General features: G+C 72.7%; 18 protein-coding genes and 1 pseudogene. 11 read left to right on the forward strand and 8 right to left on the reverse strand.

Features of this window, described 5'->3' with window-relative positions; all coding sequences use genetic code 11:
- Window positions 1-131: 131 nt before the first annotated feature.
- Window positions 132-1,565 carry a hydrolase gene (locus tag ACFWBB_RS16075; protein ID WP_385271689.1) on the forward strand — a complete coding sequence of 478 codons (1,434 nt, stop codon included), beginning with the start codon at window positions 132-134 and terminating at the stop codon, window positions 1,563-1,565.
- A 110-nt stretch (window positions 1,566-1,675) separates the two neighbouring features.
- A complete protein-coding gene (locus ACFWBB_RS16080; RefSeq protein ID WP_385271692.1) occupies window positions 1,676-3,061 on the forward strand; it encodes a ricin-type beta-trefoil lectin domain protein in 1,386 nt (461 codons plus the stop codon).
- Between the two features lie 34 nt (window positions 3,062-3,095).
- On the opposite strand, the pseudogene ACFWBB_RS16085 reads toward ACFWBB_RS16080, so the two are convergent.
- From ACFWBB_RS16085 to ACFWBB_RS16095, 3 genes and pseudogenes are all read right to left on the reverse strand, one after another.
- Window positions 3,096-5,104 (reverse strand): annotated as a pseudogene (locus ACFWBB_RS16085) (ATP-binding protein).
- Window positions 5,105-5,385: 281 nt separating this feature from the next.
- Entirely contained in the window at window positions 5,386-6,060 is a 675-nt protein-coding gene (locus tag ACFWBB_RS16090) for a DUF4255 domain-containing protein (RefSeq protein WP_385271695.1), read from the reverse strand.
- Between the two features lie 139 nt (window positions 6,061-6,199).
- The gene (locus ACFWBB_RS16095) at window positions 6,200-6,949 is read right to left on the reverse strand and encodes a LuxR C-terminal-related transcriptional regulator (protein ID WP_385271698.1); all 750 of its coding nucleotides are present in this window, start codon (window positions 6,947-6,949) and stop codon (window positions 6,200-6,202) included.
- A gap of 297 nt (window positions 6,950-7,246) precedes the next feature.
- Between ACFWBB_RS16095 and ACFWBB_RS16100 the strand changes: the two genes are divergently transcribed.
- The 3 genes from ACFWBB_RS16100 (at window position 7,247) to ACFWBB_RS16110 (ending at window position 11,078) form a co-directional block, all read left to right on the forward strand.
- Entirely contained in the window at window positions 7,247-10,195 is a 2,949-nt protein-coding gene (locus tag ACFWBB_RS16100; protein WP_385271701.1) for an AAA family ATPase, read from the forward strand.
- A 52-nt stretch (window positions 10,196-10,247) separates the two neighbouring features.
- Window positions 10,248-10,589: a VOC family protein gene (locus ACFWBB_RS16105; protein ID WP_385271704.1), complete on the forward strand. Its 342-nt coding sequence runs from the start codon at window positions 10,248-10,250 to the stop codon at window positions 10,587-10,589.
- A 276-nt stretch (window positions 10,590-10,865) separates the two neighbouring features.
- A complete protein-coding gene (locus ACFWBB_RS16110; protein WP_385271707.1) occupies window positions 10,866-11,078 on the forward strand; it encodes a DUF4287 domain-containing protein in 213 nt (70 codons plus the stop codon).
- Window positions 11,079-11,114: 36 nt separating this feature from the next.
- Here ACFWBB_RS16110 and ACFWBB_RS16115 read toward each other — a convergent pair whose 3' ends face one another.
- Complete coding sequence (locus ACFWBB_RS16115; RefSeq protein WP_385271710.1) at window positions 11,115-12,746, reverse strand: DEAD/DEAH box helicase; 1,632 nt, start codon at window positions 12,744-12,746, stop codon at window positions 11,115-11,117.
- A gap of 131 nt (window positions 12,747-12,877) precedes the next feature.
- Window positions 12,878-13,081, reverse strand: coding sequence for a cold-shock protein (locus ACFWBB_RS16120; protein WP_385271712.1), 204 nt, complete (start codon window positions 13,079-13,081; stop codon window positions 12,878-12,880).
- Between the two features lie 346 nt (window positions 13,082-13,427).
- On the opposite strand from ACFWBB_RS16120, the gene ACFWBB_RS16125 reads away from it, so the two are divergent.
- A complete protein-coding gene (locus ACFWBB_RS16125) occupies window positions 13,428-13,751 on the forward strand; it encodes an SCO0607 family lipoprotein (RefSeq protein WP_385271836.1) in 324 nt (107 codons plus the stop codon).
- 30 nt (window positions 13,752-13,781) lie between these two features.
- Window positions 13,782-14,135 carry a DUF952 domain-containing protein gene (locus tag ACFWBB_RS16130; protein WP_385271715.1) on the forward strand — a complete coding sequence of 118 codons (354 nt, stop codon included), beginning with the start codon at window positions 13,782-13,784 and terminating at the stop codon, window positions 14,133-14,135.
- Between the two features lie 104 nt (window positions 14,136-14,239).
- Here the strand turns inward: ACFWBB_RS16130 and ACFWBB_RS16135 are convergent, their stop codons facing one another.
- Window positions 14,240-14,695, reverse strand: coding sequence for a tellurite resistance TerB family protein (locus tag ACFWBB_RS16135; RefSeq protein ID WP_385271718.1), 456 nt, complete (start codon window positions 14,693-14,695; stop codon window positions 14,240-14,242).
- Between the two features lie 646 nt (window positions 14,696-15,341).
- On the opposite strand from ACFWBB_RS16135, the gene ACFWBB_RS16140 reads away from it, so the two are divergent.
- From ACFWBB_RS16140 to ACFWBB_RS16150, 3 genes are all read left to right on the forward strand, one after another.
- Window positions 15,342-15,599, forward strand: coding sequence for a hypothetical protein (locus ACFWBB_RS16140; RefSeq protein ID WP_385271721.1), 258 nt, complete (start codon window positions 15,342-15,344; stop codon window positions 15,597-15,599).
- Window positions 15,600-15,845: 246 nt separating this feature from the next.
- On the forward strand, window positions 15,846-16,295 hold the full coding sequence (locus ACFWBB_RS16145) for a hypothetical protein (RefSeq protein ID WP_385271724.1): 450 nt from the start codon (window positions 15,846-15,848) through the stop codon (window positions 16,293-16,295).
- A 348-nt stretch (window positions 16,296-16,643) separates the two neighbouring features.
- Window positions 16,644-18,227 carry a carbohydrate-binding protein gene (locus tag ACFWBB_RS16150; protein ID WP_385271727.1) on the forward strand — a complete coding sequence of 528 codons (1,584 nt, stop codon included), beginning with the start codon at window positions 16,644-16,646 and terminating at the stop codon, window positions 18,225-18,227.
- 60 nt (window positions 18,228-18,287) lie between these two features.
- On the opposite strand, the gene ACFWBB_RS16155 is transcribed toward ACFWBB_RS16150, so the two are convergent.
- Window positions 18,288-18,746 (reverse strand): pyridoxamine 5'-phosphate oxidase family protein, encoded by a 459-nt coding sequence (locus tag ACFWBB_RS16155; protein WP_385271730.1) that lies wholly within the window; start codon window positions 18,744-18,746, stop codon window positions 18,288-18,290.
- An 85-nt stretch (window positions 18,747-18,831) separates the two neighbouring features.
- The gene (locus tag ACFWBB_RS16160) at window positions 18,832-19,491 is read right to left on the reverse strand and encodes a TetR/AcrR family transcriptional regulator (RefSeq protein ID WP_385271733.1); all 660 of its coding nucleotides are present in this window, start codon (window positions 19,489-19,491) and stop codon (window positions 18,832-18,834) included.
- 155 nt (window positions 19,492-19,646) lie between these two features.
- Between ACFWBB_RS16160 and ACFWBB_RS16165 the strand changes: the two genes are divergently transcribed.
- The gene (locus tag ACFWBB_RS16165; RefSeq protein WP_385271736.1) at window positions 19,647-20,687 is read left to right on the forward strand and encodes a medium chain dehydrogenase/reductase family protein; all 1,041 of its coding nucleotides are present in this window, start codon (window positions 19,647-19,649) and stop codon (window positions 20,685-20,687) included.
- Window positions 20,688-20,865: the final 178 nt, after the last annotated feature.

Below are 20,865 nucleotides of genomic sequence, written 5' to 3' on the forward strand. Positions count from 1 at the left end.
CACGGGACCGGACCCGGGGGGCGAGGCACGGCCGCGCGGTCCGCTCGGGCAGCCGGCCGGGGCCCGGCGGGGCACACACCCTGCCCCCTCGCCTCTGACCCCGGCCGCCGACCTCCCCGTAACGTCGGTGCGTGAGCCTGTGGACATCTCTTGAGCCGACGTCCGTCACCGTGGACCCCGGCAGCCGGGCGACCGTACGGCTGCGGGTGCGCAACACCGGTGACGTCGTCGACGAGTACCGCTTCGAGCCGGTGGGCGCGATCGCGCCGTGGACGACGGTGGAGCCGCAGACGCTGCGGTTGTACCCCGGGACGACGGGCACGGTCGAGCTGACCTTCGCCCCGCCGCGCACCCCGGACGCGACGGCCGGCCCCAACCCCTACGCCGTACGCATCACGCCGACCGAGCATCCGGAGGCGGTGACGGTCCCCGAGGGGAACCTGACGATCACGCCCTTCACCGAGGTCCGCGCGGAACTGGTCCCGCCGACCGTGAAGGGCCGGTTCCGCGGCCGGCCGCGCCTCGCGATCGACAACCTCGGCAACACCAAGGTCACCGCCTCGCTCAGCGGCAGCGACACCGGTGACCGGCTGTCGTACGAACTCCAGCCGGGCAACGTCCAGATCGAACCGGGGCGGGCGGTGTTCGTGAACACGACGCTGCGCCCGCGCCAGATCATCTGGTTCGGCTCGAAGGAGGAGCAGCGGTACAGCCTGGCGGTGCGCCGGTCGGGCGCGCACCCGCTGGACGTGGAGGGCACCTTCGTGCAGCGCGGGTTCCTGCCGCGCTGGCTGGCGACGGCGCTCAGCCTCACGCTCGCCCTGGGCATCGCGTTCGTGATGATCTGGCTCGCGTACAAGCCCCGGGTCATGACCAGCGCCAACGAGAAGCTCGCGGAGGCCGGCGTCAGCACCCTGGCGCCCAGCCCCTCGGCGGCGCCCAGCGCCCCGCCCCTGGTGCCCACCCCGACGGCCGCCGTCGTACCCGCGGCCCCGGCCACCACTCCTACCGCCGCCGCTGGTGGCGGCGGTGGTGGCGGTGGCGGTGGCGGTGGTGGTGGCGGCGGGAGCGAGTCGAAGGCGCCCGCGAAGCCCAAGCAGGAGACCGCGGCCGTCGCCGTGGCGAAGCTGGCGGCGCGCAGCGACGGGCGGCACATCTGCTACCGCGCCTATGTGGCGGACAACGGCTGGCAGGACCCGGTCTGCGACGGCGCGATCGCGGGCACGACCGGCAAGGGCATCCCCATCAAGGCGCTCAACATCGCCGTGTCCGGCACGAAGGGCGTCGCGGGCAACGGCGCGCACGTGGTCGAGGGCTGGCCCACGGGGGCCAAGTGGTCGCATGCGGCCGACGGCGTCGACATGTACATCGGCAGCACCAAGGAGGCGCTCTCGCCGATGGAGGGGTTCACCATCGAGGTGACGGACGGCTCCGTCTGCCAGAGCACGCACATCAAGAACACGGGGTGGCTGGCGATGGGCTGCACCCCGGCGGGCAAGTGGATGTACGCCGGCAGCCCGATGGATCAGAAGCTCCAACTGGAAGCCGTCCGCCTCACGGTCTGACGCAGGGTCCGAAAATCGTGTGAAGGGCACGGCCGCTCGGCCCTTTCGGGCAGCGGTCGTGCCCCACGGCCTCCTGACGGCCGCGCGCCCCGCTCATAGCGTCGACAGGTGTGACTCTGTGGACTTCCCTGGAACCGGCCGCTGCGACCGTGGACCCCGGCGGTGCTACGACCGTACGGCTGCGGGTGCGCAACACCGGTGACGTCGTCGACGAGTACCGCTTCGAGCCGGTCGGCGCGATCGCGCCGTGGACGACGGTGGAGCCGCAGACGCTGCGGTTGTACCCCGGGACGACGGGCACGGTCGAGCTGACCTTCGCCCCGCCGCGCACCCCGGACGCGACGGCCGGCCCCAACCCCTACGCCGTACGCATCACGCCGACCGAGCATCCGGAGGCGGTGACCGTCCCCGAGGGGAACCTGACGATCACGCCCTTCACCGAGGTCCGCGCGGAACTGGTCCCGCCGACCGTGAAGGGCCGGTTCCGCGGCCGGCCGCGCCTCGCGATCGACAACCTCGGCAACACGCGCGTGACGGCGTCCGTCGCGGGCACCGACATGGGCGACCACCTCGGGTACGAGTTCCGGCCGGGCAGTGTGCAGATCGAGCCGGGGCGGGCGGTGTTCGTGGACACGACGCTGCGCCCCCGGCAGATCATCTGGTTCGGCTCGAAGGAGCAGCGGCCGTACGCGGTGAGCGTGCAGCGGTCGGGCGCGGTGCCGCTGTCGGTGGACGGCACTTTCGTGCAGCGCGGGTTCCTGCCGCGCTGGCTGGCGACGGCGCTCAGCCTCACGCTGGCCCTGGGCATCGCGTTCGTGATGATCTGGCTGGCGCACAAGCCGCACATCACCACCAGCGCGAGCGAGAAGCTCGCGGAGGCCGGCAGCACCGCGCTGCCCAGCCCGTCCGTCTCCGCGCCGTCCGCGCCGAAGGTGGACGCCTCCGCCGCACCGCTGCCCGAGCAGCAGACCTCCTCCGCCCCGGCGAAGCAGGAGGACGGCAGCGGCGGTTCCGGGTCCGGCGGTGCCCCGGCATCGGGCGGCGGCAGCGGCAGTGGCAGCGGGTCCGGCGGTTCGGGCAGCTCGAAGACGACGGCTCCGGTACCCGGCGCGGTGATCATCGGTAAGGCCTCGAACCGGTGCGTCGACATCACCGGCGCCAAGAACGGCAAGGGCAAGGACGGCACCCCGCTCCAGCTGTGGGACTGCGCCGGCTCGGCCAATCAGAAGTGGGTGTTCAAGAGCGACGGCACGGTGCGCGCGCTCGGTCTGTGCATGGACGTCGCCTGGGGGTCGAAGGACGACGGCGCGGTCATCCAGGTGGCGAACTGCTCCGGCAACCCCGCCCAGCAGTGGGTGCTCAGCCAGGACGGCGACCTGGTCAACCCGCAGGCCGACAAGTGCGTCGACGCGAAGGACAACGGCACCGGCAACGGCACCAAGCTCCAGCTGTGGACGTGCTCGGGGACGCCCAACCAGAAGTGGCGCGCCGAGTAGGCACGGCGAGGAAACGCCTGGTGCCGGGCGACGCCTACCAGTTGGCTTCGCCCGGGACCAGGCGGCCCGCCTTGCGGTACTCGCGGCGGGCCCCCTCCAACAGGTCGCCGTCGCCGACCGGTTCGTCGCGTCCGGCGGCGAGGTAGGCGGCGGTGACGACCGCGCTGCGGATCGAACCGCCGGCCAGCTCGAAGTCCTTGGCGAGCGGCCCGGGGTCGACGCCGGCGGCGCACGGCACATGACGCAACCCGTGCCACCACAGCGCGAGCCGCTGCCCGGCGTCCGGGAACGGGAAGTCGACCACCAGGTCGAGGCGCCGGGTGAACGCCTCGTCGATGTTGGCGCGCAGGTTGGTGGTGAGCAGCGCGATGCCGTCGAAGGACTCCAGCCGCTGGAGCAGGTAGGCGCTCTCCATGTTGGCGTACTTGTCGTGCGCGTCCTTCACCTCCGACCGCTTCCCGAAGACGGCGTCGGCCTCGTCGAAGAGCAGCACGGCGTCGGTGCGGTCGGCCTCGGAGAAGATGCGCTCCAGGTTCTTCTCGGTCTCGCCGACGTACTTGTCGACGACCGAGGACAGCTGGACGACGTACATGTCGAGGCCGAGTTCGGCGGCGACGACCTCGGCGGACAGCGTCTTGCCGGTGCCGGACTCCCCCGCGAACAGTCCGAGCACTCCTCGGCCGCGCCCGCCGCCGGCGCTGAGCCGCCAGTCGCCCAGGACCCGGTCGCGGTGCCGGGCACGCAGGGCGAGTTCGCGCAGCTGGGTCAACGGCCGCTCGGGCAGCACGAGATCCTCCCACCCGACGTCCGGCCGGATCCGCCGCGCATGCCGTTCGAGTCCGGACGCCGACTGCTGCCGGGCGGCCAGCCGCACATGGTCGGCGGTGAGCGGCCCGCCGTCGAAGGCGGCCAGGACGGAGGCGGCCCGCGCGGCCCGCGCGACCCGCTCGCCGCCGAGGCGGTAGGGGGCGACGACGGCGGCGAGGTCGAAGCCGGGGGAGGTCGCGGGGGTGCCGGCGGAGTCCAGTGCGGCCGCCCAGGCGGCCGTCCCGCCCGCCCGGCGGCGCGGAGCCTCCAGCACGAGCGGGTCGTGGGTGGACCAGTGCGGGTCGTAGGGGCGCGGGTCCGTGAGGAGGACGGTGACGTCCGTCGCCTCGGCCAGCGCCCCGAACAGCGGCTCGGGCCGGTCCGGCAGCCCGGACAGTACGACCGCCCGGCCGCCCAGGCGCGCCTCGCGCAGCAGTCCGCGCACCCGGTCGTCGGGTCCGGTGAAGCGGAGGCCACCGATCCCGGCGGCGAGCAGGGCCGAGGTGATCGCGGCCAGGCCGTCGCCCTCCCGGTGTTCACGCAGGTAGACGACGAGCGGGCCGCCGTCCCGCATCCGGTGCGCCAGCCGTCGGACGAAGTCCTCGTCGTCGGCCGGCAGCGGCGGGGGCAGCGGACACAGGTGTCCGTGCAGGGCCGAGTCCGGGGTGTCGTCGCCGAGCAGATGCGCGAGCAGCCGGTCCGGCACGCGCAACGTGCGGGAGAGGAAAGGCCGTTCGGGCTCCTCGACGTCCAGCAGGCCGTACGCGCGCAGCGGGGCCGAGGAGTGGAAGCGGGCCCGGGCCGCGGCCCGGTGCGCGGGCGCCCCGCACAGTTCGAGGGCGAGCCCCACGGTGGCCCGCCGCCTGCTCACGTCGTCGTTGAGGTACCCGTAGAGCGGCTCGAAATCCCGGTCCAGATCGGGCGCGAGCGCGATGAGGAGGATCGCGGCGTCGAGTTCGGTGAGCCGCAGACGCGCGGCGAGGACGGTGAGCGAGTCGGCGGCGGCCGGCGCCGCGGCGGGAGCGGGGGCGGCGCCTCCGGGGACGGTGAACGAGTCGGCCGGGGCCGGTGTCGCGGCGGGTGCGCCGCCGACGGGACCGGCACGAGCAGGTGACGTACCGCCTCCTCGGAGAGGTACAGGCCGCGCAGCGGGTCGGCGGCCGTCGGGTCGACGGCGGGGCGCTGGTCGACCCGCGCGCCGACACGATCCCGCAGGGCACCGAGCCGCACGAGCAGCGCGACGGCCTCGTTCTCGGGGCCGGGGCCGGGGCTGTCCCCGAGAGCGAGGCCGAGCCCGGCCCCGGGGACGCTGTGCGCCCCAAGCCTCCCGCGCCCCCCAGGGCCGGCCACGGCCGGGCCGGTGTCGGCCTCGAAGGTGTCGGCCTCGAAGGTGTAGGCGTCGAAGGTGTCGGCCGCGGACGTATCGGCGTGGGGTGGGGCCGCGTCGGCGTGGGCCGCGAGCGCCTCGACGTCGGGTGCCTCGACGTCGGGTGCGGAGGCCCCGGCGTAGGCGTCGGTCACCGTTGGTCCGGGCGGCGGGCGGCGGCCTCGCGGGCGGCGCGGGCCGCGGCCACCTGGTGGGGGCGATGGGCGCGTTCGCCGGACTCCGGGGGGTCGCCGTCCATACCCCGCAGGCGGACCGCCGCACCCTCCGTGACCGGCGGCCCGGCGTCGTACTCGGGGTAGGCGGGGAAGGGTGCCGTCACGACCAGGTCCAGGGACGGCTTGAGTTCGCCGCCCAGCGCGGACCAGATCTCGGCGAGGGAACGCGACTCGGTCTGGATCCCGGCCACCGTCACCGGCATCGCCAGCCCCAACGCGCGCAGAGAGCCGGGCAGCTCGTCGGCCGCCAGCATCTCGCGCGGCAGCAGCGTCGCCAACACGGCGGACAGCAGGCGGTGTTCGTCCTGCGGGGTCCGCGTCCAGGCGGTCACCAGGTACGACAGCCGGAACCAGCGCGGCGGTTGACGGCGCTTCACGACGATGTCCCGTTCGTCCCGCACCGCCATCTGGCCGCGCTGCCGACGGGTCACGTCCTCACGGATGTCGTACAAGTAGGTGTTGATGACAGGGGCGTTGCGACGGGCCGCCCAGTCGCGGGTCGGCGCCTCGAAGGAGACGTCGATGCCGGAACCCGCGAGCGCGCCACCTCCGAGCAGCTCTTTGAGGACCTCGTCCACCTCGTGGATCACCGTCGTGCTCCTCAACTTGCCGTGCTGCACCCACTGTCCGACGATCGTGCCCCGGACGGCCACGGATCCGCAGGCACGACAGGGTCGGCGGCCGGGCAGGGCATGCTGCCCGCGTGTCCGCCTTCGATTGCCCGTTCGGTCAGATGTAGCCTTCCCGCAGGGCATATGCCACCGCGTGCGCCCGGTTGCGCAGATGCAACCGCGTCGTGAGTCCGTGCATGACGTTCTTGACGGTTCGTTCGGAGTAGGACAGCTTGCTGGCGATCTCTCCGGTGTCCAGGCCCTCGGCGACCAGCCGCAGGACGTCCACCTCCCGGGGCGCGAGTCCCAGGGAGGGGGCGCCGGGCCGGCCCGCCGTACCGCGGTGCAGCGTGCCCACCTGGCTGATGAGCCTGCCGAGCAGGTCGGCGGGCAGGTCGCCGTCGCCGCGGTGGGCGGCCAGCACCGCCTGCACCAGCCGGTGCGCGGTGGCCTCCCGGCGCCAGACGATGGCCCCGACCCCGCACTCGATGACGTCCAGCAGTTCGGTCTCGCGGATCGTGCCCACGACGAGTACCGCCCGTGCCCCCTCGCTGCGCACGATCCGCCGCAGCCGGGCCAGCGCCGCTTCGTCGAGGGTGTCCTCGATCAGCAGCGCCACCGTGCCCGCGGCGGCCGAGACCTCCTCGCGGACCTCGACCTCGGGACGCCCGCGCAACTGGCTGACGGCGCCGTCGCGGGAGAGCGGGTCCGATGCCTGGACGGCCACGGGAATCCGCCGCCGGGTGCCGAGGCCGCTGCCGAGGCCACTACCGACGGTGGTGCCGAGGGCAGGGGCACCCTGGGCGGCGGTACCCGCGGCCGCGATACCCGCGGCGCCGGTCTCTGGTGTCCGTGGTGAGCTGAGCAACCGAATCCCCCATGTTCACGAGCCCGCCCTCCGGCGGGGACCGGTGACGGGTGGGTCCGGTCCAGCCTTCTGCGACCGCTGGGGCGCGCGCAATCGTGGAGCACCACGAGGCGGACCACGAGAGCAAGCCCCCGACCACCACGGTTCGCCTGCGTCATCGCAGGTCAGAGCCGTCTGTATCGTCCTGTGCCACACGACCGTGAGCCTCGACACAGCGGCCGCGCGGACCCGTACCGAACCGCACGACCTCTACGTGTACATGGACAAGTCCGATGTGCCCGACAACAGGAGGCAGGGATGACCGGACCGTTGCGGGAACGCGAGGACGCGCACGCGCTGCTCGCGGCGGAGGCCGAGCGCGCCCGCGCCGGGGGCGGCCGTCTCGTCCTGCTGCGCGGGGCCACCGGCACCGGCCGGTCCGCCGTCCTGGAGGCCGCCGCCACGCACGCCACCCAGCTCGGCCTGCGCGTCCTGCGTGCCCGCTGTTCCCCCGAGGACACCGCGCTGCCGTTCTCGTCGGTGCTGCATCTCCTCGGCTCCGTACCGGAGTTCGCGGACTTCGGACCGGGCGGCGACGACCGGGAGAGCGCGGCCCGGCTGTGGCGGCTGCTGCGTTCGTACGCGGACGAGACGCCGCTCATGGTCGCGGTGGACGACGTCCACCTCGCCGACGAGGCCTCGCGCCGCTGGTTCGTGGAGGCGGCCCGCCGTATCGACCGATTACCGGTACTCCTGGTGGCCACCGAGCGCAGTCAGTACGACATCGGCCCGCGTCCCACCGGTCTCACCCATGCCCTGTCCCCTTCCGCGTTCCGCACCCACACCCTCGGCCCGCTCACCGGCCACGCCTCGGCCGACCTGGTCCGGGCCGCCTTCCCGACGGCATCCGACCGGTGGACGGCGGAGTGCGTACGGGCCGGCGCGGGCAGCCCGCTGCTGCTGCACGCCCTCCTCGACGACCTCGACGGCGCCCCGCCGCCGACCGCCGTGCCGAGGACGTGCGCCGCGCTGTACCCGGGTTCCTACCCGGCGGCCGTGTCCTGGTGGCTGGACAGCGCGGGCCCGGCGACGGCGGAGGTGGCCCGGACCCTCGCGGCCCTGGAAACCGCTTCCGGCACCCCTTACGGCAGGGCACCCGAAACCGCTTCCGGCACAGCCCCCGGCACCCCTTACGGCAGGGCACCCGAAACCCCTTACGCCCCCGGCACCTCTTCCGTAACCGCCACCGACCCCCTCGGCGCCCTCGCCGCCGACCCTCACGACACCCACGCCACCGACCCTCACGACCCCTTCGCCGTCGACACCCTCGGCGTCCTCGCCGCCGACAGCCTCGCCGCCCTCGTCGCCGACGCCTCCGGCGCCGACCCGGCCCGCGTCTCCGGCTGGTTCACCGCGATGACGCGGCTCGGGGTGCTGCGCCCGGACGCGGCCGGCCGCCCTCGCTACGCCCACCCCCTCCTGCGGGACGCCGTCCTCAGCGGCTGGGCGACCGCCCGCCGCCAGGACGCGCACCGGGCGGTGGCCCAGGCGATGCTGCGCCGGGGCGACCATCTCGACGCCGTCGCCCGGCAGTTGCTGGGCAGCGCCCCCACGGGCCTGTCCTGGGCACTGCGCGTGCTGCGCGACGCCGGCACCGTGGCCGCGCGCGAGGCCCGCCCCGACGACGCCGTCCGCTATCTGCGCCGAGCCCTCCAGGAACCGCTGCCCGACGACCTGCGCCAGCGCCTGCTCACCGAACTCGGCTCTTTGGAGTACGCCTCCGCCGACACCCCGGCGGGCATCCCACGGCTGGCCGAGGCGCTCGACCTGCCCGCCGAACCCCGCGACCAGGTGCGTACGGCCATCGCGCTGGGCACCGCGCTCGTGGGCCGGGGGGAGGTCCGCACGGCGGTGGAGGTGCTGCGCGGGCTGGAATCCCGGCTGGCAGGCCACCCCGACCTGGCGCGTGCCCTCCAGACGGCGTCCGCGCTCCTCTCCGACCAGGACCAGACGGTCCGCCGGGAGGCCTACCGCTGGCTCACCGACACCGCCGAACGGTCCCCGGAACTCGTCGGCGCCTCCGGCCAGGCCCTGCTGGTGCGGTACGCGGCGACCGCGGGCGACCTTCCGGCGCGGGAGGCGATGCGACGGCTGCGCACCCTGCTGACGGAACCCGCCGATCCCCTCGCCGAGCCGTTCCTGCTGGGCACGGCCGCGGCGGTGGCGCAGTGGGCCGACGAGCTCGACGAAGCGGAACGCCTGGTGGAACGCGGTCTGGCGGGTCAGCACCCGTCGCTCCTGCACCCGATGGAGCAGGCCCTGGTGGACACCAGGTGGGACATCGTGGCGGCCCGGGGCGCGTACGGTGCCCTGCTCGCCGGCCGTCCCGAGGCGACCCGTGCCCGGCGTAGCGGCGCGGGTCCCGTCAACGCCGACGCGCACACCCTGCTCGCCCTGGTCGAGACGGGCCGCCTGCCGGAGGCCCGCGGCCTGGCCGACACCTTCGACCTCCGCGACACGCCCGACTCCTGGGAACTGAACCGCTTCCTGTACGCCCGGGGCGTGCTGCGGTTCACCGAAGGGGATGTCGCGGGCGCCCTGCACGACTTCCTGGAGTGCGGCCGCCGCCAGTCCGCGCGCGCCGTCCTCAGCCCGGTGGTCACGCCGTGGCGGTCGGCGGCCGCCGAGTGCCGGCTGGCGCTGGGCAACCCCCAGGAGGCGCTGGCCCTCGCGACGGAGGAGCTACGGCTGGCCCGGGTGTGGAACACCCCGCGCACGACGGGGCGGGCGTTGCGTGTCCTGGGCCGGGCGACCCGGGGCAGGCGCGGCCTGGAACTGGGCGAGGAGGCGGTGGCCGTCCTGCGGGACTCCCCGGCCGAGGCGGAACTCGTGGCCTCCCTCCTCGCCCACGGCCGGCAGCTGACCGCCGCGGGCGAGCGCGGGCGGGGCCGCGACCACCTGCGTGAGGGCGCCGAACGCGCCGAACGGCTGGGCAGCGTCCGTCTCCTGGCCCACGCCGAACAGGCCCTCCGTACCGCGGGCGGGCGTCGTACCACCCCCGCCCACACCGGCTCCGGGGCGCTCACCGGCAGCGAACGCCGGATCGCGGAACTCGCGGCGGAAGGACGTACCAACACCGAGATAGCGGACCTCCTGCATGTGGCCCGCCGCACCGTGGAAACCCACCTGACCAGCACGTACCGGAAGCTGGGGATACGGCGGAGAGGCGAGCTGCGGGGCGTGCTGGGGGGCTTGCCGGGCGACTGAGGCGGCTGCGCGGCGCCGGGTCGCCGCGGGCCGCCCGACCTACGATGAGGTCATGGCCGTCGACCTCTTCGCAGGCATCCCCGTCAACGACTACGCAGCGGCCCTCGCCTGGTACGAGCGGCTGCTCGGCGCCCCGCCGGCGTTCCTCCCGAACGACACGGAGGCCGTCTGGGAACTCGCCGAACACCGTTACCTCTACATCGAGCACCGCCCCGGCCGCGCGGGCCACGCCATGCACACCCTCTTCGTCGACGACCTCGACACCCGGGTCGCCGCCATCACCGGCCGCGGCCTGGCCCCCGTCCACCGCGAGACCTACGCCAACGGTGTACGCAAGGTCACCTATCACGACCCCGACGGCAATGAGCTCGGCTTCGGCGGCGCACCGCTCTGACCGCTCTCACCGCTCTGACCGTCTGGCCGCTCCGAGCGCCCGCTCCCGCCGCGTTGCGCCTGCCGTCCGCCGCCCAGCGATCGAACCGCCAGGCAGGCTCGCCCCCGAGACCCGCACGGCCCGCACCGGGATATCCACCGTGACACAGGTCACCTTCACGTCCCGCTCACTTACCGGGTCCCCGCCCGTCGTATCTACAGACACAGACAAGAACGCAGACGCAAACGTCGACGCAGACACCGGCATGCCTTGCCGGAGACGAAGGGACCCACCGAGATGACCACGCCCGTGAAAGGCCCCGCCAGTTACTTCCCGTCGATCGAGAAGAAGTACGGGCGTCCGATCGCCGAGTGGAAGGCGCTGATCCGCACCTCGCCGCTCACCCGGCACATGGAGCTCGTCTCCTGGCTGAAGTCGGAGCACGGCCTGGGCCACGGCCACGCCAACGCGCTGGTCGCGCACACGCTGGCGGAGGACGCCGGCGAGTGAGCCCCGGCCGGGCGCCGACCGGGACCGGGCCCGGCCTCAGCGGCCGTTCGAGGCGTTGCCGTTGCCGTTGCCGCCCGCCGAGGAGCGGCGGCGGCCCTGGGAGGCGGGCCGCCCGCCCTGGGCCGCGGGACGGCCGCTGCCCTGGGCCGCGGGCCGCCCGCCCTGGGCCGCGGGACGGCCGCTGCCCTGGGCCGCGGGACGGCCGCTGCCCTGGGCCGCGGGACGGCCGCTGCCCTGGGCCGCGGGACGGCCGCTGCCCTGGCCGGCGGGACGGCCACGACGGGAGCGCGAGGCGGAAGGAGTGCGCGCGGGACGGTTCTCGGCCACCGGCGGAGCGAGGACGACGGGCACGCCGGAGGGCGCCTGAGCACCGGTGATACGGCTCAGCTCGGTGCCTCCCGAACGGACCCGGGTGGTCTGCGGGGTGATGCCCGCGTCGGCCATCAGGCGCGTCATCTCCCGGCGCTGGTTGGGCAGCACCAGCGTGACGACGGTGCCGGACTCGCCGGCGCGTGCCGTACGACCGCCGCGGTGCAGGTAGTCCTTGTGGTCGGCGGGCGGATCGACGTTGACGACCAGGTCGAGGTTGTCGACGTGGATGCCGCGGGCCGCGACGTTGGTCGCCACCAGCACCGTGACATGGCCGTCCTTGAACTGGGCCAGGGTCCGGGTCCGCTGGTTCTGGGACTTGCCGCCGTGCAGGGACGCGGCGCGCACCCCGACCGCCAGCAGCTTCTTGGCCAGCCGGTCCGCCGCGTGCTTGGTGTCCAGGAACATGATCACGCGACCCTCGCGGGCGGCGATCTCCGTCGTCGTGGCGTGCTTGTCCTCGTCCTCCACGTGCAGCACGTGGTGCTCCATCGTGGTGACGGCGCCTGCCGACGGGTCGACGGAGTGGACGACGGGATCGTGCAGGTAGTTGCGCACCAGCCGGTCGACGTTACGGTCCAGGGTCGCCGAGAACAGCATGCGCTGGCCGTCGGGACGCACCTGGTCGAGCAGCTGCGTGACCTGCGGCATGAAGCCCATGTCGGCCATCTGGTCGGCCTCGTCGAGGACGGTGATGGAGACCTGGTCCAGGCGGCAGTCGCCCCGGTCGATGAGGTCCTTGAGCCGGCCGGGCGTGGCCACGACGACCTCGGCGCCACCGCGCAGGGCGCTCGCCTGGCGGCCGATCGACAGACCGCCGACCACCGTGGCGATCCGCAGCCGCAGCGCGCGGGCGTAGGGGGTGAGGGCGTCGGTGACCTGCTGGGCCAGTTCCCGGGTCGGGACGAGGACCAGGGCCAGCGGCTGCCGGGGCTCGGCCCGCTGCCCGGCCGTACGGGCCAGCAGAGCGAGGCCGAAGGCGAGGGTCTTGCCGGAACCGGTGCGGCCACGGCCCAGGACGTCCCGGCCGGCCAGCGAGTTCGGCAGCGTCGCGGCCTGGATGGGGAACGGGGTGGTCACGCCCTCGGCGTCAAGAGCGGTCAACAGCCGCTCGGGCATGTCGAGTTCGGCGAACGCCTCGACCGCCGGCAGCCCCGGGGTGAGGCTGACGGGTACTGCGAATTCACCGCCGGACGCGGCGGGACGACTCCCGCGCCCGCTCCGCCCCGGCTTGGCCGAACGGGAGGGGGCGCCCTGGCGCCTGTCCGTACGGGAGCGGACGGAGCTGTTGCGGTTCATCCGATACCTTCCTCGAACTTGGAAAATGCCATGGGCCGGGGCCCGCACTCAGGAGTGCGGGCCCCGGCCACGTAGTCCGCGTGATGCGCAGCCGATCGCGTCAGCGTCAGCGTCAGGCGGCGTCAGGCGGTTCAGGCGGGCTGGATGTTCTCCGCCTGCGGGCCCTTCTGGCCCTGAGTGACGTCGAAGGTAACCTTCTGGCCTTCCTGAAGCTCACGGAAGCCGGACGAGGCGATGTTCGAGTAGTGGGCGAACACGTCAGCGCCGCCACCATCCTGCTCGATGAAGCCGAAGCCCTTTTCCGAGTTGAACCACTTCACGGTGCCAGATGCCATGTTGAATCTCCCTATGGGGCAATGCCCGGAGTCCGCACCTTACGGACCCGGCGTAGCAGGATCGGGAAAGCCCCGGAAACAGAAAGAGTGCCCGTCGACGGAAGGTCGAAGAGCACTCAAAAGTCTCTGGTAACCGAAACTGCCACTTTTCTCACGGTAGCACAGGTCCGGATGCGGGGCCCGGGAGTGGCACAGCTCGACGCGCGCCCTGGGGACGCCACCCGAACAGATGAGTACCCGTACTCAAGAGGAACACTCCTACCGCTCGGCAAGCTGAGCGCACAGCCGGTGCAGCCCGGCACAGTTGTCCACCCGTGCAGAGGAGCCGACCGTGCGCAGAACCAGCATGACCAGGGGCCGAGCGGGCGTGGGCCGCAGGCCGGCCGGAGCGGCCGTGGCGGCCGCGACGGCCGTCTGGGCCGTCGTGGCGCTGACCGGCTGCTCGCTGCGGATCGAGGAGGCGAGCTGCGGCGGCGGCCAGTACCCGGTGCTGGCCGTGAACAGCGCCGGCAGTGACTGTGTGCCGGACGGCGAGGAGCCGGCGGACGGCTGGGCCCGCTATCCCGAGGGCAAGGTTCCCGAGAAGGTCGGCGACCGGTGGGACACCTACTGGAGCACCCACACCCTCGACGAGAACGGCGCGGTCATCGCGATCCCCGAGGGCCCGTGAACGCCTGAACGCCCGTTGTATAACCGGGTCATGATTTATCACGTCGTGCCGCTGGACGACTGGAACACCGCGCCCGACCGGCCCTATGCGCCCGCCTCCCTCGCGCAGGAGGGGTTCGTGCACTGCTCCCCCGACGAGGGGGTCACGCTAGCCGTCGTCAACGCGTTCTACCGGACCGGTCCCCGGCCGTTGCTGGCGCTGGTCCTGGACGAGGAGCGGCTCACCGCGACCGTCGAGTGGGAGGCGGCCGCGCCCGCTCCGCCGCCCGGGGTCGCCGAAGGCACCCTGTTCCCGCACGTGTTCGGACCGATCGGCCGGGACGCCGTGGTCCGCGTCCTGGAGGTCCGCTGGGACGAGAACGGCCTGGCGTCCGGCCTGGCGTGAGGCCCGGCGGCGGGTGGCCGGTGGCGGCCGGTCTGGCGACGATTCGGACAGGGCCGACGGGGTCGACCGGGTGGGATGTGTGCTCCACCCGGCCGGCCTGTCGCTCAGAGGTCGAACTCGTGCGGGGGCAGGTCGAGGGTGAAGCACGCCTCTCGTACGACACCCTGCTCGGTCTTGTCGAAGTCGCCGTCGGCGCCGCCGATGACGATGCCGATCTGGATGACGGCCCGCGCCTCGGCCGGCTTCTTCTTCGCCTTGGCGATCTCCTGGAGGACACTGACCTTGCCGAAGTCGAAGTCGGTGGTCAGCTTGTTGAGGTTCTCGTCGAAGCGCCGCTGGAGATCCGTGGCGTCGAAGTTCTGCAGCACCTCGTTGGTGGCGATCAGCTGCGCGACCCGGCGCCGCTCGGCGGGGTCGATGGTGCCGTCGGCCGCCGCTACCAGAGCGCACATCGCCATGCTCGCGTCGCGGAAGGCGCCGCTCTTGAGGTCGTTCTTCTTCGACACGAGCTGGGTCTGCATCGTCGACGCGGACTCCTTGACGCGGTCCCACAGGGCCATGAGAACTCCAGAAGGTCGGGGGGGGATCAGTGTCTACGGCCATCTCCACAGCCACATCCACAGCACCGTAGAAACTAGTGGCCACCCCGATAAGTTCCCTCGGTTCCTGCCTGCCTGCCTGCCTGCCTCGTCGTCTCAGCCCCGGCTCCCAGGGGCTCGTCCCCGCGCAGCGTGATGCGGTGCGCGACGCGGTGCTGCTCGCCGTAGTCGCGGTTGGCGCGGTGGGTCGTGCGGCGGTTGTCCCAGGGCCATGTCCCCGGGCCGCCATCGGTGCCGCACCTGGCGCGACCGGGCCCAAGTGCGGCGGAGCTCAGGTGGGTTGACGTTCGCGGAAACCGTTTCGGGGGGTCGGGTCGGCGGCGGGCGCGGCTCGGGAAGGAGAGCGTGTCGAGGACACGGGCGGCCTCCCAGGGGCGCCGGAATACCGGGAAGGGACCCGTCGGGTCGCACGACCGCACGGCGGGGGAGAGGCTTCAGCAACGCGGGATCAACAACACGCAGCCGGGCGTCGGCACAGGTCGATGACCAGGCGTCGCACCAAGGGCTCGTGAATCATGGGGCGCGTCTCTACCGGAGCCGGGTCCCGCTACCAAGAGCGTCCTGCTTCCTGGAACGGGACCCGTCGCGCGCGTCCGTCGTGGGCCCGGTGCACGTCCGTGAACTGGGGTCGGGCGAGGCCCGATCAGGTCAGCTGAGACAGATCAGCCCCAGCAGACAGACGTCCGACGGCGAGGTCCCCGCGGGCGCGGTGCCCGTCGAGGAAGACGACGAGTTCGAAGAGTTCGACGAGTTCGAAGAGGTCGAAGAGTTCGAGGAAGACGACGAGTTCGACGAAGACGACGTGTTCGAGGTCGAGGTCGAAGACCCGGTGCCGTCACCGGCGGCGGGAGCGGACGACTGCTGACCGGTCGAGCCGCTCGTCCCGGTCTTGCCCGTTGTGCCGGCCGTCCCGGACGTGCCCGTACCGCCGGTGCGAGCGGTGACCGTCCCGTCGTAGGACGAGGACCCGGCTCGTCGCTGCTGGGGAACCGCCGGTGCCGTCGCGGGAGAGGAGGCCAGCGAGTCCGGGTGGGTGTTCGCGGGCGACTGCGCCGGGAGCTCGGCGGAGGGCGGGGTCCGGTGCGCGTCGGACCGGCTCACCGTCGGGCGGGTGTGCTCCGACGTCGGTTCCTTCCCGCCCGCCGTGGGCGGGATCTCCGGCGTCGTGGCCGCCTGCGCCTGGTCGCCGGTCTGCCGGTCCAGCGCGGCGAAGGTCAGCCCGCCGCCGACGAGGGCGACGGCCGTGGCGACCACGGCCCGGCGCTGGTTCTTCTTCCAGCGGGCCAGCTGCCGCCGCCGCGCCGCCCGCCCTTGCGGCGCGTACGGAACGGACGGCCCGGACGGCACACTCTCGGGCTCGGGCTCGGGCTGGGGCTGTGGTGCCGGGGCGGTGCGGGGTCCGGCACCCGCATACGCCGGAGTCGATGCCGGTTCCGGGGGCGGTGCCGATGGCGTCAGCGGCGTGAGCGGTGCCGGCGGCGTCAGCGGTGTCGTCGACATCGCGGCCCGGGCCGGGGCGATGCCGCGCTCGACCCTGATCGGCGCGATGTCCGGGGCGTAGGCGCCGCATCCAGGGCACACCAGGGCGCCGTTGAGATGCCGGCGACACGTGGAGCAGTAGTCCATCTGCGGTCTTCCTACGCGGGGATCCGATGGGCGGCAACGCTAACCAGTCGTTCGAAAGACTGTGTGCAGTCTGTGTGACGCTCCTGCACGGATCCCTTGAGGGGATGGAGAACACGCACAGATCTCGTCCATCCATGTGAACGGAAAACAGGTACGCGTCTATTGACGTGCTCAAGTCACGCCTCTAACTTCCGAGAGAAAGCGCTTTCTCGTTACGTTCCCCGAGCGCGCTTTCTGGTTCGGCCGACCCGCACTCGTTCCGTTCCGTTCCTGGAGATGACCCATGCAGCTGAGATCCCTCACGGCCTGCGTCAGCCTGGTGGCAGGCGCGCTCGTCGCACTGTCCGGCACCACGGCCCAGGCCGCCACCACCACCCGCTACGAGGCCGAGACCTCCCCGGCGGTCTGCACCGGCACCATCGACTCCGACTGGGCCGGCTACTCCGGCAGCGGATTCTGCAACGGCACCAACGCGACCAGCGGCTACGCCCAGTTCACCGTGAACGCGGCCACGGCCGGCACGGCGACGCTGAACGTGCGCTTCGCCAACGGCACCACCGCCGCGCGAGCGGCCTCGCTCGTCGTGAACGGTACGACGGTGCAGACGCCGTCCTTCGAGGCCACGGGCGCCTGGTCGACCTGGGTCACCAAGACGCTCACCGTCACGCTGAACGCGGGCAGCAACACGATCCGGCTCAGCCCCACCACCGCTGACGGGCTGCCCAACGTCGACTACCTGGAGGCGACGACCGCCGACAGCACCACACCCCCGGCGAGCGGCGCGCTCTACGTCTCGCCGAGCGGTACCGACGCGGCGGCCGGCACCCAGTCGGCCCCGACCACCCTCACCTCGGCGATCAGCCGCGTCGCCGCGGGCGGCACGATCTACCTGCGCGGCGGGACGTACACGCCCTCGTCGACGGTCACCGTCCCGGCGACCAGCAGCGGTACGGCGAGCGCGCTCACCACCCTGTCCGCCTACCCGGGCGAGACTCCTGTGCTCAACTTCTCGGCGCAGAGCGAGAGTTCGTCGAACCGCGGGCTCCAGCTGTTCGGCTCGTACTGGCATGTGTACGGCCTGGTGGTGGAACACGCCGGTGACAACGGGATCTACGTCGGCGGCAGCGACAACGTCATCGAGCGCACCGTCACCCGCTACAACCGCGACACCGGGCTCCAGCTCGGCCGGATCGCCTCCAGTACCCCTGCCGCCCAGTGGCCGGCCCGCAATCTGATCCTGAGCGCGGAGTCGCACGACAACGCCGACTCCGACGGCGAGGACGCCGACGGCTTCGCCGCGAAGCTCACCACAGGCACCGGCAACGTCTTCCGGTACGCCGTCTCGCACAACAACATCGACGACGGCTGGGACCTCTACACCAAGACGGACACCGGAGCCATCGGCCCGGTGACCATCGAGGACTCCCTCTCCTACAACAACGGCACCCTCTCCGACGGCACCGTGAACTCCAACGGCGACCGCAACGGCTACAAACTCGGCGGCGACGACATCGCCGTCAACCACGTCGTACGGCGCAGCATCGCCTACCACAACGGCCATCACGGGTTCACGTACAACAGCAACCCGGGCTCCATGACCGTGTCGAACAACCTGAGCATCGACAACGCCGAGCGCAACTACTCGTGGGACGCGGGGACCTCGGTGTTCCGTACCGACACGTCCTGCCGCTACAACGTCAGCGGCTCCAACGACAAGACCGTCGGTGACGCCGACAGCACCAACCAGTTCTGGACCGGCACCAACGGCTCGCGGTGCGCCTCCTCCTACGGTGGCGCGCTCGCCTGGTCCTTCGCCTCGAACGGGCAACTGGTGGTGACGCTGGGCGGCAGCAGGGTGACGCTGTAGCAGCCGGTAAGGGTGCGGGGGCCTCGTCCTCGCACCCGTACACCCGGTCCGGGACGGGTCCTAGCCGTCGATGTCGAGCGCCGTCCCGTACAGCCGGTCCACCTTCAGCCGGACGACCACCCGGCGCTCGGCGACCAGCTGCTCCAGGAACGCCCCCTCGTCCTGCGGCCGCGCGTCGAGCGGGATCATCCCGAGCAGCTCCCGCCCGACCGCGTCACCGGGGACCGCCGTGACCTCGGAGACCTCGGCCTCGCCCTCGGCGACGGCGAACGACCACACGTCGTCGCCCGGTACGTGCAGAGCGGCATGCGGGTCGCGTCGCAGCTGCCGGACCTTGATGCGGTCGGCCGTCGTGGAGAACCGCACGATACGGGCGTCGGCGTCCCAGCTGTAGACCATGGTGGTCAGATGCGGGTGACCGGTGCGCCTGACGGTGGCGAGAGTGCCGAACCGCTGTCGGCCGAGCAGGTCGGACAGAGCTTCGTCGGACAACGTGCGAGGCGCGGGACCTTGAGTCATACCTCGTTCAACTCCCCTTGCCCTGCGGGTATTTCCCCCGTGGACGTACACGTCGACCCGCCGCGTCAGGGTGCCGCCGAAGTGATCAGTCCGCCGTCGGGCCGGTCAGGGAGGTCAGTTCCGCCGCGAAGAGCTGTGCCGGGTCGAAGCCCATTCCGGTGAAGTGGCCCGCGAGTTCCAGGGACAGGACGCCGTGCAGCCTGGTCCAGCAGGTCAGGGCTCGCTGGAGGGCGGCGGGTGGGGCGGGGTGGCCGCCCGTCCACCGGTCGCCGAGGCCCTCGAGGTGAGCGGCGAGCGGGGTTTTCGGGCCGTCCGGGGGCAGGTCGGCGCAGGCGTCGAGCAGGGCCGTCATGATCTCGCCGGCGATCGTGGTGACGTCGTCGGGCGCGTGGTAGCCGGGTACCGGTGTGCCGTAGATGAGGAAGTACCGCTGGGGATCGTCCAGGGCCCAGTCACGCAGCGCGTGTGCCAGTCCGGGAAGGCCGGGACCGGCCGCCGAGGCCGCGCGGAAGGCGTCGGCGAGGCTTCGGTACGCGTCCCGGACGAGCTCGGTGATCAGCTCGTCGCGGCCGGCGAAGTACCGGTACAGCGCGGGGCCGCTCATCCCCATCTGCTTGGCGATCGCGTTGAGGGAGAGCGCGGACGCTCCGGCCGTGGCCATCTGCTCCCACGCGCGCTCCTTGACCTCCGCCCGCACCTGGGCGCGATAGCGCTCGCGCGGGGTCGTCGTGCCCGTGTCCGCCATGGCCTGCCGCCACCTCTCTCCGTATGTGCGTCCGCCTGCGCCTACAGTCCCAAGGTTTAGTTAGAGGCTATCACGAACGCTATTGACACTCTCCTTCGATCTGCGTTACAACTTCTAACGAACGCAAGCAGAAGTAACGATCACTGGAGGCCGTCATGAACAGCGTCAACGCCGAAGAACTCGTCGAGGTCGTGCTGCCGGGCAAGGTCGAGCCCGAAGGGCTGCGGATCCGGCACGGCGCGGTCCCCGCCCCGGGCCCCGGTCAGGTACTGATCCGGATGGAGGCGACCGGGGTCTCCTTCGCCGAGCAGCAGATGCGCCGCGGCCGGTACTACGACCAGCCGCCGTTCCCCTTCGTGCCCGGTTACGACCTGGTCGGCACGGTGCTGACGACCGGCACGGGCGTCGAGCCGGGCCTGACCGGCACCCGGGTGGCCGCCCTGGTGAAGGTCGGCGGGTGGGCCACCCACGTGCTCGTCGACGCCGCCGACGTGGTGCCGGTGCCCGCCGGGGTCGACGCGGCGGAGGCGGAGACGCTGGTGCTCAACGGCATCACCGCCTGGCAGATGCTGCACCGCAAGGCACGCATCCGCGCGGGCGGGACCGTCGTCGTGCACGGCGCCAACGGCGGTGTCGGCTCGGTCCTGGTCCAGCTCGCGAAGGCCGCGGGCGTGAAGGTGATCGGCACGGCGTCCGCCCGCCACCACGACGCCCTGCGGCAGCAGGGGGTCACCCCCGTCGACTACCGCACCGGCGACCTGGCCGCGCGGATCCGCGAACTCGCCCCCGGTGGCGTGGACGCCGTCTTCGACCACGTCGGCGGCCGGGGCATCGTCGACTCCTGGCGCCTCCTCGCCCCCGGCGGCACGCTCGTCTCGTACGGCACCGCCTCCACGCGGGACGACGAGGGGTCCAAGCAGTGGCCCGTGCTGAAGCTGCTCGGCCGGCTGTGGCTGTGGAACGCGCTGCCCAACCGCCGCCGCGCCTACTTCTTCAACGTCTGGGCGGGCCGCGCCCTGGCCAGGAACCGCTTCCGGTCCCGCCTGCGGTCCGACCTCACCCAGCTCTTCGCGGCCCTCCAGCGCGGCGACGTGACCCCCCGGATCGCGGCCCGGCTCCCCCTGACGGAGGTCGCCGAGGCCCTCCGCCTCGCCGAGTCCGGAACAGTCGCGGGCAAGGTCGTCCTCCACCCGTGACCCGAGAACGGCCGAAGGCGACGGCCGGAAGTGACGGCCCAAGGCGACGGCCCAAGGCGACGGCCCAAGGCGACGGCCCAAGGCGACGGTTGGAAGTGACGGCCGGAAGTGACGGATGGCCGAAGGCAGCGGCGAGAAGTGACGGCACCTGCGGGTGAACGTCCGTGCGAACCTCTAC

Source organism: Streptomyces sp. NPDC060000 (assembly GCF_042737375.1).
Taxonomy (GTDB): Bacteria; Actinomycetota; Actinomycetes; order Streptomycetales; family Streptomycetaceae; genus Streptomyces.

Excerpts from the sequence above, each read along its gene's own strand:
- ACFWBB_RS16100 (WP_385271701.1), top strand. The coding sequence starts at position 7,247 with ATGACCGGACCGTTGCGGGAACGCGAGGACGCGCACGCGCTGCTCGCG.
- ACFWBB_RS16105 (WP_385271704.1), top strand. The coding sequence starts at position 10,248 with ATGGCCGTCGACCTCTTCGCAGGCATCCCCGTCAACGACTACGCAGCG.
- ACFWBB_RS16110 (WP_385271707.1), top strand. The coding sequence starts at position 10,866 with ATGACCACGCCCGTGAAAGGCCCCGCCAGTTACTTCCCGTCGATCGAG.
- ACFWBB_RS16115 (WP_385271710.1), bottom strand. The coding sequence starts at position 12,746 with ATGAACCGCAACAGCTCCGTCCGCTCCCGTACGGACAGGCGCCAGGGC.
- ACFWBB_RS16120 (WP_385271712.1), bottom strand. The coding sequence starts at position 13,081 with ATGGCATCTGGCACCGTGAAGTGGTTCAACTCGGAAAAGGGCTTCGGC.
- ACFWBB_RS16125 (WP_385271836.1), top strand. The coding sequence starts at position 13,428 with ATGACCAGGGGCCGAGCGGGCGTGGGCCGCAGGCCGGCCGGAGCGGCC.
- ACFWBB_RS16130 (WP_385271715.1), top strand. The coding sequence starts at position 13,782 with ATGATTTATCACGTCGTGCCGCTGGACGACTGGAACACCGCGCCCGAC.
- ACFWBB_RS16135 (WP_385271718.1), bottom strand. The coding sequence starts at position 14,695 with ATGGCCCTGTGGGACCGCGTCAAGGAGTCCGCGTCGACGATGCAGACC.
- ACFWBB_RS16150 (WP_385271727.1), top strand. The coding sequence starts at position 16,644 with ATGCAGCTGAGATCCCTCACGGCCTGCGTCAGCCTGGTGGCAGGCGCG.
- ACFWBB_RS16155 (WP_385271730.1), bottom strand. The coding sequence starts at position 18,746 with ATGACTCAAGGTCCCGCGCCTCGCACGTTGTCCGACGAAGCTCTGTCC.
- ACFWBB_RS16160 (WP_385271733.1), bottom strand. The coding sequence starts at position 19,491 with ATGGCGGACACGGGCACGACGACCCCGCGCGAGCGCTATCGCGCCCAG.
- ACFWBB_RS16165 (WP_385271736.1), top strand. The coding sequence starts at position 19,647 with ATGAACAGCGTCAACGCCGAAGAACTCGTCGAGGTCGTGCTGCCGGGC.